The sequence below is a fragment of the Streptomyces sp. NBC_00554 genome, assembly GCF_041431135.1.
In the GTDB taxonomy this organism is placed as follows: domain Bacteria; phylum Actinomycetota; class Actinomycetes; order Streptomycetales; family Streptomycetaceae; genus Streptomyces.
This window is the reverse complement of sequence record NZ_CP107799.1, coordinates 7,197,757-7,212,854: the sequence shown is the minus strand read 5'-3', so window position 1 is coordinate 7,212,854 and position 15,098 is coordinate 7,197,757. Positions and strand designations below refer to the sequence as shown.

General features: G+C 67.6%; 9 protein-coding genes. 6 read left to right on the top strand and 3 right to left on the bottom strand.

What is annotated here, in order from left to right:
* Window positions 1-35 precede the first annotated feature (35 nt).
* From OG266_RS31815 to OG266_RS31805, 3 genes are all read left to right on the top strand, one after another.
* Window positions 36-2,972 carry a DEAD/DEAH box helicase gene (locus tag OG266_RS31815; RefSeq protein WP_371549875.1) on the top strand — a complete coding sequence of 979 codons (2,937 nt, stop codon included), beginning with the start codon at window positions 36-38 and terminating at the stop codon, window positions 2,970-2,972.
* Window positions 2,972-6,997, top strand: coding sequence for an Eco57I restriction-modification methylase domain-containing protein (locus OG266_RS31810; protein ID WP_371549873.1), 4,026 nt, complete (start codon window positions 2,972-2,974; stop codon window positions 6,995-6,997). Before OG266_RS31815 ends, OG266_RS31810 begins: the two co-directional genes overlap by 1 nt.
* Window positions 6,998-7,065: 68 nt before the next feature.
* The gene (locus OG266_RS31805) at window positions 7,066-8,208 is read left to right on the top strand and encodes an EcsC family protein (protein WP_371549871.1); all 1,143 of its coding nucleotides are present in this window, start codon (window positions 7,066-7,068) and stop codon (window positions 8,206-8,208) included.
* A 51-nt stretch (window positions 8,209-8,259) separates the two neighbouring features.
* Here OG266_RS31805 and OG266_RS31800 read toward each other — a convergent pair whose 3' ends face one another.
* Together OG266_RS31800 and OG266_RS31795 are read right to left on the bottom strand one after the other, a co-directional pair.
* Window positions 8,260-8,445 (bottom strand): DUF397 domain-containing protein, encoded by a 186-nt coding sequence (locus OG266_RS31800; RefSeq protein ID WP_371549869.1) that lies wholly within the window; start codon window positions 8,443-8,445, stop codon window positions 8,260-8,262.
* Window positions 8,442-9,314 carry a Scr1 family TA system antitoxin-like transcriptional regulator gene (locus tag OG266_RS31795; protein WP_371549867.1) on the bottom strand — a complete coding sequence of 291 codons (873 nt, stop codon included), beginning with the start codon at window positions 9,312-9,314 and terminating at the stop codon, window positions 8,442-8,444. The genes OG266_RS31800 and OG266_RS31795 overlap by 4 nt, the downstream gene beginning before the upstream one ends.
* A gap of 162 nt (window positions 9,315-9,476) precedes the next feature.
* Here OG266_RS31795 and OG266_RS31790 point away from each other — a divergent pair, with 162 nt between their 5' ends.
* Window positions 9,477-9,956 carry an ATP-binding protein gene (locus OG266_RS31790; protein WP_371549866.1) on the top strand — a complete coding sequence of 160 codons (480 nt, stop codon included), beginning with the start codon at window positions 9,477-9,479 and terminating at the stop codon, window positions 9,954-9,956.
* 414 nt (window positions 9,957-10,370) lie between these two features.
* Here the strand turns inward: OG266_RS31790 and OG266_RS31785 are convergent, their stop codons facing one another.
* Window positions 10,371-10,979, bottom strand: coding sequence for a hypothetical protein (locus OG266_RS31785; RefSeq protein WP_371549865.1), 609 nt, complete (start codon window positions 10,977-10,979; stop codon window positions 10,371-10,373).
* A gap of 644 nt (window positions 10,980-11,623) precedes the next feature.
* Between OG266_RS31785 and OG266_RS31780 the strand changes: the two genes are divergently transcribed.
* Window positions 11,624-13,735: an AAA family ATPase gene (locus tag OG266_RS31780; RefSeq protein WP_371549863.1), complete on the top strand. Its 2,112-nt coding sequence runs from the start codon at window positions 11,624-11,626 to the stop codon at window positions 13,733-13,735.
* A complete protein-coding gene (locus OG266_RS31775) occupies window positions 13,728-14,966 on the top strand; it encodes an McrC family protein (RefSeq protein WP_371549861.1) in 1,239 nt (412 codons plus the stop codon). Before OG266_RS31780 ends, OG266_RS31775 begins: the two co-directional genes overlap by 8 nt.
* Window positions 14,967-15,098: the final 132 nt, after the last annotated feature.

Below are 15,098 nucleotides of genomic sequence, written 5' to 3'. Positions count from 1 at the left end.
CCGGTCGGACCCAACACGAGGACTTGAAGACTCACATGGCACTCACGTACTCCGCCGGTTCCCTGGTGAAGGCCCGCGGCCGGGAATGGGTGGTGCTCCCCGAGAGCAAGCCCGATCTGCTCGTCCTGCGTCCGCTGGGCGGCTCGGACGACGACATCGCCGCCGTGTTCCCGGCATTCGAGACGGTGGACGAGGCGAAGTTCGCGCCGCCGGAGCCGAGCGACCTCGGCGACCAGCGGGCGGCGGGCCTGCTGCGTACGGCGCTGCGCGTCGGCTTCCGCTCCGGCGCGGGACCGTTCCGCTCGCTGGCCGGCATCGCGGTGGAGCCGCGCGCGTACCAGCTCGTGCCGCTCCTCATGGCGCTGCGCCAGAAGACGGTCCGGATGCTGATCTCCGACGATGTCGGCATCGGCAAGACGATCGAGGCGGGCCTGGTAGCGAGCGAACTCCTCGCGCAGGGCGAGGCGACGGGCCTCGCCGTGCTCTGCTCCCCCGCGCTGGCCGAGCAGTGGCAGCAGGAGCTGCGCACGAAGTTCGGCATGGACGCGGAGCTGGTCCTCTCCTCGACGGTCTCGCGCCTCGAACGGGGCCTGGACCTGGGCCAGTCCCTCTTCGACAAGTACCCGCACGTCATCGTCTCGACGGACTTCATCAAGTCCCCGCGCCACCGCGACGACTTCGTTCGCCACTGCCCCGACCTGGTGATCGTCGACGAGGCCCACACCTGCGTGGTCGCCGACGACACTTCCACGGCTTCGCAGAACCAGCTCCGCTACGAGCTGCTGCGCCGCGTCTCCGCGGACGAGAACCGGCACCTGCTGCTCGTGACGGCGACCCCGCACAGCGGCAAGGAGTCCGCGTTCCGCAATCTCCTGGGCCTGGTCAAGCCCGAACTGGCCCACGTGAGCCTTGACTCGGAGGCGGGCAGGAAACTCCTCGCGCAGCACTTCGTGGCACGCAAGCGGGCGGACGTACGCCAGTACCTCACCAAAGAGGACGGTCTCACCGACGACTCCCTCGCGGAGCGGACGGCATTCCCCTCCGACCGCTACTTCAAGGACGAGACGTACAAGCTGTCGCCGGAGTACCGGGCCCTGCTCGACGACGCGATCGCATACGCGAGTGAGCGCGTCGAGCAGGCGGGCAGCCAGGGCAAGCGGGAAGCGCGCATCGCCTGGTGGTCGGCGATCGCTCTGCTCCGCTCCCTGGTGTCGTCGCCGCGCGCCGCAGCGCAGACGCTGCGGACCCGCTCGGCGGCGGCGATCGCCGCGTCGGCCGAGGAGGCCGACAAGCTGGGCGCCCCCCTCAACAGCGACGCGGCCGACAGCGACGCGATGGAGGGCATGGACGTCGCACCGGGCGCGGAGACGACCGAGGATCCACGCTCCTACCTCGCCGAACTCGCGGACATCGCCAAGGAGTTGGAAGGCCCGGCCAAGGACCTGAAGCTCAAGGCGCTGATCAAGCACCTCAAGGCGCTGCTCGCGGACGGCCACAACCCGATCGTGTTCTGCCGCTACATCCCGACGGCCGAGTACCTCGCCGCCCAGCTGGAGAACGACAAGGAGTCCGGCAGGCGCGGCCCGCTCGGCGCCAAGACCGTCGTGAAGGCGGTCACCGGCACGCTCTCCCCGCAGCAGCGCATCGAGCGCATCGAGAAGCTCGCCGATGAGGCCGGCCCGGACGCCGCCGCCCGCCGCGTCCTCATCGCCACGGACTGCCTCTCCGAGGGCGTCAACCTCCAGCACCACTTCGACGCCGTCGTCCACTACGACCTGGCCTGGAACCCGACCCGCCACGACCAGCGCGAGGGCCGCGTCGACCGCTACGGCCAGCGCAAGGACCAGGTCCGTGTCATCACCCTGTACGGCGACGACAACGGCATCGACGGCAAGGTCCTCGAAGTCCTCATCAAGAAGCACCGCCAGATCAAGAAGGACCTCGGCATCTCCGTCTCCGTACCCGACGAGTTGTCGACGGGCGTCACGGACGCGATCGTTGAGTGGCTGCTGATGCGCGGCCGCGAGGACCAGGACGCGCTGTTCAGCGCGGACGCGTTCAAGGTGAGCACGGCGAAGCTGGACAGCGACTGGAACTCGGCGGCCGAGCGTGAGAAGGCGTCCCGTTCGCGGTTCGCGCAGCGCTCCGTGCGTCCGCAGGAGGTGGCTCGCGAGGTCGCGGCGGTCCGGGAGGCGCTGGGCGGCGCGGGCGAGATCGACACGTTCGTACGGGAGTCCCTGGGCGCCCTCGGTGCCGTACTCCGCGGCGACGGCGAGGACTTCACGGCCCAGTTCGGCGGCACGCCCATCGGCCTGCGGGACGCGCTGGCGCCGACGGTCGGCGCGGAGGTCATCGAGAAGGACCGCCCGATCCCGTTCCGTGCGGACCCGGCGGTGGCACGCGGCGAGGCGGCCCTGGTGCGGACGGACCCGGTCGTGGGCGCCCTCGCGTCCCACGTCCTCAACGCCGCCCTGGACACCCAGGCCGACGGCGCCCGCCCTGCCCGCCGCTGCGGCGTGGTCACCACGGACGCGGTCGGCACCCTCACCACCCTCCTCCTGGTCCGCTACCGCTTCCACCTCACGCTGCCCTCCCGCAGCGGCGAGAAGCAGCTGGTCGCGGAAGACGCCCGGCTGATCGCCTTCGAGGGCTCGGCGAGGAAGGCGGAGTGGCTGCGGCCGGAGCGGGCGCGGGCGTTGCTCGACGCGACAGCGTCGGAGAGTACGGACCGGCACTACGCAGAGCGCACGATGACGCGGCTGCTCACCCAACTCCCGGATGTGTACAGCCACTTGGAGACGTACGGCGAGGAGCTGGCCGCGGAGCTGGATGCCTCGCACCGCCGGGTGCGCCAGGCGTCCGGCGAGATCGTCCGCGGACTGTCCGTCACCGTGCAGAAGCCTGCCGACATCCTCGGCGCGTACGTGTACCTGCCCGTTGTTCCTGCGACTGCTCCTGAGGTGTCCGCCTGATGTCCGCTGTCACCCGCAACCAGGTGTTCACCGCCGTCCACACGGTCGGGGGGCTGCTGCCTGCCGACATGCTGGTACGGATCTCCGAGGGCAAGGACGTCCCCGGCTCGAAGCCGGCCGACTACGGCCTGCCGTCCTCCCGCTCGGTACGCGACGAGGCCGAGCGCAGCTGGGAGTACCTGAAACCGCTCTGGCGCGACCTGCGCAAGCACCTCCCCGAGGACCGGGAGACGGGCCTCCCGGCGGCCGACCCGACAGGCCGCGCCGGCAGTGACTGGCTGGCACCGCTTTGGCGGGAGTTGGGCTTCGGCCCGCTGACGCACATCGGCCCGGCGGGCATCACCGCCGACTCGGACGCGGAGAAGAAGTTCCCGGTCTCCCACCGCTGGCGGCACGCCCTCATCCACCAGACAGCCTGGAACGCCGACCTCGACAAGCGCCCCGGTGGCGCCGGTTCGGTCCCGCCGCAGTCGATGCTCCAGGAGTGCCTGAACCGCACGGAGGCCCACCTGTGGGGCGTCCTCACCAACGGCCGTCAGGTGCGACTGCTCCGCGATTCCAGCGCACTGGCCACGGCCTCGTACGTCGAGTTCGACCTCGAAGCGATCTTCGACGGCGAACTGTTCAGTGAGTTCGTGCTGCTGTACCGGGTGCTGCATGTGTCGCGGTTCGAGGTGGCGGAGGACGCGCCGCCGTCCGCGTGCCGACTGGAGAAGTGGCGCACGGAGGCCATCGCCTCCGGCACCCGTGCCCTGGACCAGCTCCGCAAGGGCGTCCAGGATGCGATCACCGCGCTGGGTACGGGCTTCCTGCGTCACCCGGAGAACACGGCCCTGCGCAAGGACGTCCGCCCGAAGGCCCTCCAGGCCGCACTGCTGCGGCTCGTCTACCGGCTGCTGTTCGTCTTCGTGGCCGAGGACCGCGACGCGCTGCTGTCGCCGAAGGCGGACCCGCAGGCACGCGAACGGTACGAGGCGTACTTCTCGTCGGCCCGACTGCGCGCACACGCAAGGAAGCGGCGGGGTACGGCCCACGGTGATCTGTACGAGGCCCTGCGCATCGTCCTCGACGCCCTCGGCGACGAGAAGGGCCGCCCCGAGCTGGGCCTGCCCGGCCTCGGCGGTCTGTTCAACGACACGGACGCGGACGCCCCACTGCGCGGGCTGAAGCTGTCCAACGAGGCTTTGTTGACGGCCGTACGGCACTTGTCGCAGGTGCGGGACGGCAGCTCGGGGCGTTGGCGCGCGGTGGACTACCGGCACCTGGACGCGGAGGAGCTGGGCTCCGTGTACGAGTCCCTGCTGGAGCTGGAGCCCAAGCACAGCACCGCCGACCGTACGTTCACGCTGGTCGAGGTGGCAGGTAACACCCGTAAGACGACGGGGAGTTACTACACCCCGTCCTCACTCATCGAGTGCTTGCTGGACTCGACTCTGGACCCGGTGATAAGGGACGCGGTGAAGCGGGGCGAGAAAGCGGCATCGAAGTCGGGGGCGACCGACCCGGCGGACGCGATCGTGAACGAGCTGCTGTCCCTGACGGTGTGCGACCCGGCATGCGGCTCGGGGCACTTCCTGGTGGCGTCGGCGAGGCGCATCGCCAAGCAGGTGGCGGCGGTACGGGAACGCAACCCGGAGCCCACACTAGATGCGGTCCGCCATGCCCTTCACGAGGTCGTCGCCTGGTGCATCTACGGCGTCGACCTCAACCCGATGGCCGTAGAACTGGCCAAGGTGTCACTGTGGTTGGAGGCGCTGGAACCGGGGAAGCCGCTGGGCTTCCTGGACGCGCACGTGAAGCATGGGAACGCGTTGATTGGTGCGACGCCGACACTGCTACGTGGCGGCATCCCTGACGCCGCGTTCAAGCCGGTCGAAGGCGACGAAAAGAGGTTCGCCAAAGCGCTGGAACGCCAGAACAAACTGGAGCGCGGGGGTCAGCGCGGCCTGTTCGACCTGGACACCGACGCCAAGATCACCAACGCTGCCTTCGCAACGGGTCTGCTTCGCATCACGGGCGCCTCGCCCGACACGCTGGCCGACGTGAACCGCCAGGAGGCCGACTACCGGAACTGGTCTCAGTCTTCGGAGTATGTCCATGCCCTCCATTCGGCCGACGCGTGGTGCGCCGCGTTCATGTGGCGCAAGACACCAGACGCCCCGCTCGCGGTGACTGAGGAGGTATTCCGTGCCCTCCAGGACCCGACAGCCGACGCCGCTCCGCAATCCACGCACGATGAGATCATCCGTCTGAGGGCCCAGTACCGATTCTTTCACTGGCACCTTGAGTTTCCAGAGGTGTTCTCCGTACCGGAGTCAGGTGCGGGCGTGGATGAGCACACTGGATGGGCGAGAGGCTTTGACTGCATTCTCGGCAATCCCCCGTGGGAGCGGATCAAGCTCAAGGAGCAGGAGTTCTTCGCGCAGCGGGACGTAGAGATCGCGACCGCCCCCAACGCAGCCGCCCGACGCACACTTATTGCAGCCTTGCCCGAGACACGTCCCGACCTGGCCGAGGAGTTCGCGGCGACTAAACGTCAAGGAGACGGTGAAGCTCACTTCATTCGCGATTCCGGGAAGTATCCCCTCACCGGCCTCGGGACTGTAAACACGTATGCCGCCTTCTCAGAGGGCAACCGCGGCCTACTCGGCCCGCCGGGTCGGCTGGGCATGATCGTCCCCACCGGAATTGCAACCGATGCGACCACTCAGCATTTTTTCAAAGATTTGGTGAAAAACGGCTCGATCGCAGCATTGTACGACTTTGAGAACCGCGCCGGTCTCTTCCCGGCCGTGGACTCCCGTATGAAGTTCAGCATCCTGACCCTCGCCGGTCGATCTCAGCGCGAACCGGCAGCGTTGTTCGCATTCTTCCTCCGCGACCCGGCCGAACTGAACGACGCAGGGAAGGTCTTCACGCTCGCACCCGAGGAGATCATTCTCCTCAATCCCAACACGGGAACTTGCCCTGTCTTCCGTTCCCGTCGAGACGCGGAAATCACGCTAGAAATCTACCGCCGTGTCCCGATTCTTATCAGGCATGGCGAGCCCGCTGGAAATCCCTGGGCCGCCGAGATCGGCCGCATGTTCCACATGTCTGAAGACTCGCATCTGTTCAGAACGCGCAAAGAGCTTGAAGAAGAGGGCTGGTCGCTCAAGGGCAATGTCTTCAGCAGGGAGGCAACTGAGATGCTGCCGCTCTACGAGGCGAAGATGTTGCATCACTACGATCACCGGTGGGCGACATACTGCGAGGACGGAACCACCCGCGACCTGACGCCACATGAGAAACAGAGCGCCAATCACTCTGTGCTACCCCGATACTGGGTACCCTCGGTTGAGGTGAGCCAGATTTCCTCAACCAAGGCATGGGACAGGGATTGGTTCATTGGCTTTCGCAAGATTTGCCGAGCCACAGATGAACGCACTCTTATCGCTTACGCATTCCCTGCTGGAGGGCTTGGCGATTCAGGAAATATCATTATGCCCGCAGTAGAGACCACGCCAGGCATTCTCTACGCAAACCTAATTTCCTTGGTTGTCGATTTTACGTTGAGGCAAAAACTTGGGGGAACGAATCTCAACTATTTCCAACTCGAACAGCTTCCACTTCTGACTCCCAGCATGATCGAGTCCCACACCTCCTTCATCAGCCGGCGCATCCTAGAACTGTCCTACAGTTCGCACGACATGACAGCGTTCGCGCAGAACCTCGGCGATACCGACGCCCCCTTCCGATGGGACGAGGGTCGCCGTCGGGTAATCCGAGCCGAACTCGACACCCTCTTCTTCCATCTCTACGGCATCTCCCGCGAAGACGTCGACTACATCCTCGACACCTTCCCCATCGTCCGCCGCAAGGACGAGGCCAAGTACGGCACGTACCGCACCAAGGAACTGATCCTCGCCGAGTACGACCGTATGGCCGAGGCCGGGCTCACCCTCGACAACCCCTTGGTGGACGGCGAGAACTACACCTCCACCCTCGCACCACCCCCAGGCCGCGGCCCCCGCCACCCAGCCTGACAGCTCTCGACGACCTGACCTGGCGAGTCACCCGCTCGTGCATCACCATCCACGCCCCAGGGGGGACCATGAGCAACCCTCACTACCCGCAGCAGCCCGATCAGCTGCCCTCGGACTACGAGCTCGACGCATGGCGTGCCGTCCAGCAGTTCAAGGGCCGCCCGCTGTCGCAAGGGATGAGAAACGCCGGCGAACACGTGGCCAACGGCGTCGCGGAGTTCGGCAAGCGTGCCGCGAAGCAACTGGAGAACCACCCGCGGGCCAAGTCGGCGGTTTCACGTGGACAGCAGTTCGTCGCCAAGGGCGCTCAGAAAGTCGGCGCCGGAACGCGCAAAACGGCCGACGCCCTGCCGGACTGGAGCGGCACTGCCGTTCAATCCATACAGAAGACGCTGGGGCGGGCCTCGCGAGCGGGCCTGTCCCCCAAACGCGTGGTGGCGCTCCACAAGAAGCGCGGGCACGACGTCGCGTCCCTCCGCGACCTGCGCCGCCTCGACCTCGAACAGGTCGACGCGGTCCGTGGACGGGCGGCGAGCTGGTACTTCCCGGCCGCCGCAGCGCTCTCGGGAGCGGGCGCGGGACTTGTGATCTCTGGGGGAGAGCTCGTCATCGCCGCCTCCGCCGGTGCCGCCGCAGCGCCTTCGGGAGGTGCGATCGCGGGCGCTTTCGTCGCCGATGCCGCGGTCGTCCTCGGACTCGCGTCCCGCGCCGTCGGCCAGGTCTCGCTGTTCTACGGCTACGACCCCGAAGAGCCCGCCGAGAAGCTCTTCGTGATGTCCGTCGTCAACGTCGGGACGGCAAGCTCGGCCACCGCCAAGAACGCCGCGATGGCCGACATCTCGCGGCTCACCCAAGCGCTCTTCCGCGGCAAGACGTGGGAGGTCCTGAACGACGCGGTTGTCAGCAAGGTTTCCCAGCAGTTCGCGAAGGCGTTCGGCTTCCGCCTCACCAAGAAGGGGCTCGGCAAGGCCGTACCCGCATTCGGGATCGTCGTCGGAAGCACCCTCAACTGGACCACTCTGGAAGGGATCGTCGACGCCGCCGAGATGGCGTACCGGCGGCGGTTCCTCCTGGAGAAGTACCCGCACCTCGCTGACGAGGAGGCAGCCGGATCGTTTCCCGACGCCAGCCCTGACGGCCCGGACGACGCCGACGAGAAGATCAGTCTGCTCGACGAGATAGCTGAGGCGGGCGGACCCGACCTCCACTGACCCGGTGTCCCGGCGGTGAACGTGACCACGCGACTGCCGGGACGACCCAGCTCAGGAACGCGCGGCGAACCCCACGAACCGCGACCACTCCTCACGCCCGACCGCGAAGTAAGGCCGCGCCACATCTTTGGAGTCCCTTACACAGATGGCCTGTTCGGTGACGGCGACCTCAATGCAGTCGTCGCCCTGGGTGCCGCTGTAGCTGGACTTGAACCAGGCGAGTTCCGTCGCGCTCATAGCTCTCCTCGCATTCGCTCCAACAAGCCCCGCGAGTCTTGGGGGTTCAGGGCCTGCGAGCGCAGTGTGTCATAGCCCTGATAGAGGAGGCTCACCTCTTTCGAGTCGCTGATCAGGCGCCCGTTCTGCTGTCCTTCCGAGTACGCCAGCCGCCGACGCTCCGGCGTCTCCAGAAGCCGCACAGGCCCGTCCAGGCACGCGTGGAACTCGGCGTCCAGCGGCATGATCTGAAGCGTCACGTTGCGTGGGGCAGTGAGTTCCAGCACGTGGTCGAGCAGGCCCCGTGTCACCTCGGTTCCGCCGAGCCGCCGCCGGAAGATGTGCTCCTCAACGATGAAGCTGAACGGGACGTTCGGCCTCTCACGCAACAGCTTCTGGCGTTCCAAACGAGCAGCGACCTGGGCCTCCAACTGGTCGTCCGACAACGGCGGAATGCTGTTGCCGAACACCGCCCTCGCGTACCCCTCCGACTGTAAAAGCCCTGGCACCAGCCTGCACTCATACGTACACAGACTGACCGCGATCCTCTCCAGCCGAGCCCACCGCCGGAACCACGCCGCCAGCCCCGCCTCCCCCCGCGTAAGAAACTTCGCCGACTTCCGCATCGCCCCCGTGTTGCCCGTCGCCTCCTCTCCCAGCTCCACGAAGGACTCGTCCGGCATCCGGCGCCCCAACTCCACTGACTCCACGGTGTGTTTGGAGAACCGGACCCGGTCCCCGAACTCGGCGCGGCTGAGCCCGGCGTGTTCACGCAGGGCCTGGACGACGGCCCCGAAGGTACGCAGACTGTCGGAGGGGTCTGGCTCCCGCTCGACGTCACCGGCCGTCAGGTCATCGTCGTCGCCCAAGCTCCCCGTACCGTCGTTCATACGCGGCCACCTCCAGGTGCGTACGTGCGCTGTTCCCCACGATCGACTCACCCAGGGTGACGGCAAGATCGCCGTACCGTCTACAGAATGTCCCCGTACGCTGACGCACCGTACGGGCCGCACCCCTGGAAGGCGCCCCCACACGCCCGCCACGGTTGCCCCATGAACGCCCCCACGCCCCAAATCCCGGTTACCGTACACACTTTCGCCCAGCGACTCTCCTCCACCCGCCGCGGCGCCCGCCTCGCCCGACTGCTCACCGTCGAGCGGCTCCAGGCCTGGCAGGTGTCACCCGCCGTCACCGAACGGACCGAGCAGATCGTCGCCGAACTCGCCGCCAACGCGGCACTGTACGGCCGCGTCCAGGGCCGCGACTTCCTGCTGGCACTGACGCTGGACGAGGCGGTCGGCACCCTTCGTATCGCGGTGAGCGACACTCGGGGCGAGTGTCACCCCGCGATTTCCCCGGAGCAGGGTCCGGACGACGAGTCGGGCCGCGGCCTGCTCCTGGTCGACGCACTGGCCGACCGCTGGGGCACGGAGCCCCGCCCGCCCTCCGGCAAGACGGTTTGGGCGGAGATCGACCAGCACGGCGAGCGGCCGGACGCGACTTCCGGTCAATCCGGCAGCCAATGCCGTTGAGGACAACCAAACCCTGCGAGGGGGGTCCCGGCCGAGCACGGGCTGGAACCCTGGTAACCCCTGCCCCGTACACGCGGTCACGTCACAGACCGGCCCGCTCCAGCAGGATCTTCAACGCCTCCGGCTTGACCTCCTACACCGACCGCACCTGGCCGAGTTCCAACTCGTCCCGGCCCACCGGTTGCCGTACAAGGTGTCCGTGGGTCCGGGCAGCAGGAGCACATTGACCCGGTAGGTGAATTGAAGATCCGCCGGGTCTGCCTCGGACGGTTCATCGACGACATCGCCGACCGCGGCGACTTCCGACTCCGGCGAGGTGAAGATGAACCATAGACGGTCACCCGGGTTCATACGGTTGCGTCAGAACCGAACTGATTCAAATCCCAGCGGCCTTGGAAAGCTCTCGGCTTACATTCAGGCTGGCACGACGTCGAAGGAGAACGTATCGGTTCCCGTTTGCTGCCAGTCGGTCGTTACCTCAGCTGTCAGGGTGTAGGAGCCGGGTTCGAGGCCGTCTTCGAAGTTGAAGAGCGTGATGCTCGGCGGTCGGCATCGGCTACTGGTGTGTTTCTGTACCTCCTTGCCGTCATGTTTGAGGGTCCACTGCACGTAGCATCCCGTGTCCAGTCTTCCCGTCGCGTCGTAGACCTCGGTGTTGGCGCCAGGCTCTGCCCCAGCTCTCCAAGAGTTCGGGCCCACCTTTCCTCCCCGGCCCATTTTGACCAGGACGGTCAAAGCGCCCGTATGTTGCGGCGATTCGGGCTCCTGACCATCGGGAGGGGTCTCCTCAGTAGGAGGCCTACTGGGCGTCGAACTTGGTGTGGTTGCCTCCTCGTCCGGAGACTGGGTGGCGCCTTCGTACGGAGTGGGCGATTCCTCGGTGTCGTCGCTGGGCCAAACCGTGCTGCTCGGGGTTGTCACGGCTGGTGCCGAGGCTGAAGGCGGAGCCTCTGAAGAGGCAGCCAGTTCTTTGATTCCGACAATCACGCCGATCGCAGCGGCGACCACGCCCAGGAACACCACAAATGGATGATCGGCCCAACTTCTCCCTGCACCGCTCAACGTCACTCCTCCCCCGTCGGCGCCTGCCCGTCACTGGCGGTGCCGTGTTTGCGACCCTAGCGAATCCCACGCTTCCCCGAAGCTGGTTCCGGCGCCGGCGTTGGACACATCGGGCACCATCGTTGCCGCTCAGCCCCCGGATGCGTCCGGGGTGGCAGCAACAAGGTTCGATCCCCCGTCTTAGCACCAGGGGCCTCCGGTCACCGCACCTCTCCTCCCGGAGACCCCGACCTTTTCCTGCATGTTCGGACAGGTTGGTCACTCCCCAACTCAACCTCCCGTAACCACCCAGCGGATCGTACACAGACATGTACGCGCACGACAGGGCAAGTCTGTTGACATCGCTAACACTCATGCCTCATGCTCCCGTCAACGCCATGCCATCCGATGGCGACGGCTGGCCGACGTTGACCCGTCTGCGGCTGTGTCGCCAAAAGTTGCAACTCGGCCAATTGCCTCCGTGCAGAAGGCCAAGCCGGGGGCGTCGATTCAGATAGGGCTAGCCAGCCTGTGAGATCGCCGTGGCGTCCGGTGCCAGCGCAGGAAGTTGCCCAGTCTCGCCGCGTATGGGGAACGCCACCTCGCCCTCCGGCATCATGGCCCCCATGACAAACGACGGGGTGGATGTACCCACGGCAGCGGCCGAGTTCGACCGGACCACCGTGGCGGACACCGAGTCGGCTGCCGAGGACGAACGCAAGCAAGTGCTGTCCCAGTTTCCGTTGGAGGAATGGGCAGAGCTACCGCTGGAGCGCTACGCCCTCGGGCAGGGCGCGCCGCCCGGGTCGGGGCCGACGTACTGCCGGCTCATGGAGTTCGGCACTCCCCACCTGGGCAGCATCAAGGGCGGCAGTGCCGCGAAGCACATCATGTACCACCACAACTCCGGCGAATGGCGGCTGGCCGCTCCGCTGAGGGGTATGGATCCGCAGGACGCATGGGCGGAACTGCGCGGACAGTTCGTCCGGGCCTTCGACGCCGTCGGGGCAGGAGACTTCGAGGCTCTGGACGACCTCGAAGTGCTGCGGTATGGGCCGACGTTGGTGACGAAGTCCCTGGCGACCTACTTCCCGCAGCACTTCCTGCCAATCTACGCGGCCGAGCATCTGCGGACGTTCATCACGCTGCTCGGCGGCGAAGCGCAGGCCGGCGTCCCCGCCTCGCGCACGAACCGACAACTGCGAGAACTCGTGCGGAGCCGTGAGGAGTTCGAGGGCTGGACGGGACGGGAAGTGATGCGCTTCCTGTACAAGCACTTCAATCCCCGGCAACGCTCCATCTGGAAGATCGCCCCCGGCGAGCGTGGCCGTCTGTGGGAGGAATGCCGGGACGGCGGGTTCATCTGCGTCGGGTGGGACGAGCTCGGCGATCTCAGCCAGTACCAGAGCGACACCGAACTACAGCAGGCCCTGGACGCGCACTGGCCGCGCAGCAGTGGCGGCAGCCTGACCCTCGCCCGCCGGCTGCTGGCCTTCCGGGACCTGGAGGCGGGAGACCGGGTCGTCGCCAACCGCGGGACGGACGAGGTGCTGGCCACCGGCCGGGTCGACGGGAGCTACCGCTACGACCCGGACCGGCCGGAGTTCCACCACGTCGTACCGGTGGCCTGGGACCTCTCCCACGCGCAGAAACTGTCGAAGCCCCAGCATGGGTGGCGGTCCACCTTCGCCAAGGTCGACCCGTCCCTCTTCGCCAGGTTCACCGCACACAGCGCCGCCTCCGGCTCCGACTCCGTCCCGGGCACGGGCCAGGCACAGGCTGGCGCGCCGGTCGCGCTGCCCGACGACGTGCAGGTCGTACTGGACGCGCTGGAGCGCAAGGGGCAGGTGATCCTGCATGGACCACCCGGTACGGGCAAGACCCGGCTCGCGCTCGGCGCCGCCCTCGCCCTGGACGGCCGCGCGGACGTGCTCGGTGCCGACGCCCGCCAACGTGCGGAGGCGCAGGCCGAGATGCTGCACGGCGACCGTGTCGGCATGGTCACCTTCCATCCCTCCTACGGCTACGAGGACTTCGTCGAGGGCTTCAAGCCGGACCTGAGCGCCACCGGCCCGGGGCTCACCCTCGCTCTTACGGACGGCCTGTTCCACAGCCTGTGCAGCCGGGCCGCCGCCCATCCCGACCAGAAGTTCTTGCTGGTCATCGACGAAATCAACCGCGGTGACCTGCCGCGGATCTTCGGCGAGTTGATCACGCTCCTCGAACTCGACAAGCGGAACCTGCCGGTCGCCCTGCCCGTCAGCAATCGACGCTTCTCCGTCCCGCCGAACGTCCGGGTCATCGGCACGATGAACACCGCCGACCGAAGCATCAGCCACCTGGACGCCGCAGTTCGCCGCCGCTTCGCGTTCCTGCCCGTGGGCCCGGATCCGGACGCGGTGTCCGGGACCGTCGGCCCTCTGGATCTGGCCGCGTTCTTCGAGTCCCTCAACACCCGCATCGCCCGCCATCTCGACGCCGACCACCAGATCGGGCACGCCTACCTGCTGCGCGACGGTGAGCCGATCGCCACCGAGGAGGATCTGGCCGCGGCCTTCCACCACGAGGTGATCCCGCTCCTGGAGGACTACTGCCTCGGCCGGGCGGAACTGCTGCACCGAATCCTCGGCGGCCTGGTCGACGCCGAGACCGGGCGTCCGCTCCTCATGCCCCCGCAGGACCTGGCGGACGCGCTGGCGACCGAGTTCACCAGCGGCGTTCCCGGCCCGGATGCCTGACCGCACCCCGGTCCAGCTCGGCGAGTACGAGTCCGCCCCGCTGGAACCCGATCAGCTCACTCCCCGGGACGTCGACCGCCTGCACGCCCTCCAGGCACGGGGCTGCCTCACCCTGACCAGGGAGCGCACAGGGTGGCGGCTCAAGGCCGACGCGACCGTCGGGGTCCTGGTCCTGGACCGTGTTCGCGTGGTCATCGCACCCAAGTTCGCCATTCCGGGAGAGCAGCTCATGAACTGGCTCGCCTACGCCCTCGGCACGCCCGTCCCAGCGACGGCCAGGCGGTGGGCCACCGGCCCCGACGGTTACGCCGATCTGGTCGCCACCGCCCTGCTCGAAGAGTGCGAGCGGCTGCTGCGGGAGGGACTGCGCCGGGATTACGTACACCACCGGAGTGTCGAACCGGTGCTCCGGGGACGCCTGGACGTCGCTGCCCAGGCCACCCGCCGCTACGGGCAACTGGACCAGCTGCACGTCCGCACCTTCGACCGGGAGGCAGACATCTGGGACAACCGCGTTCTGGGGAGCGCATTGAAGGCGGCGCTCACCCTGACCGCCAGTCCTGGCCTTGCGCGCGCTTTGCACGGCGCCGCCGGCGCCTTTCCGCAGGCCCTGACCCCGGCCGCGGCGCTCCGCGCTCTGGACCGTACTAACTACACGCGCCTGAACGCCCGCTACCGGCCCGCCCACACCTGGGCCCGCCTGCTGCTGCGCGGCGGAGGCGTGACCGATCTGCTCACCGACCACGGCACCCAGGCGGACGGTCTCCTGCTCGCCATGCCCGCCCTCTGGGAAGCCGTCGTCCGCCGTCTCGGCACCGAGGCCGTCGGCCCGAACGGCGGCCACGCCGTGCCCGGCGGAAGCGGCGTCGGCATCACAGTCCGCGGAGACCTGGGCAGTGCCTCGACCTTCCGCCCCGATCTCCTGCTCAGCCTTCCAGTACACGACACGGCACATCGCACGCTGTTGCCCGTGGACGCTAAGTACAAGCGTTACGACCGCCACGGCGTGAACGCGGCCGACGTCCACCAGCTCCTCACCTACAGCAGCGGCTACGCGTCCGCCGACGCCCCGCTCGCCGTCATCGTCCATCCTCAGCCGGGCAGTCACGCCCAGCGAACCCTCAAGGTGCGTGGCCCCAAAGGCCTGTTGGGCAATATCCACGTCCTCGGCGTCGACACCCGCACCATGCCTGAGCAGGCGACGGCCTGGATCGGCTCAGTACTGCGCTGACCACCATGACGAGGGCCAGCTCGTCCAGCAACGCTCGGGTCAGCCCGGGGCTGGCTTTCCCCCTCGTGGTGGGACGGTCGCTACCAGCACACCACTCCGCACTCGCCCCTCCTCCCCTCGGACGCCTACTCG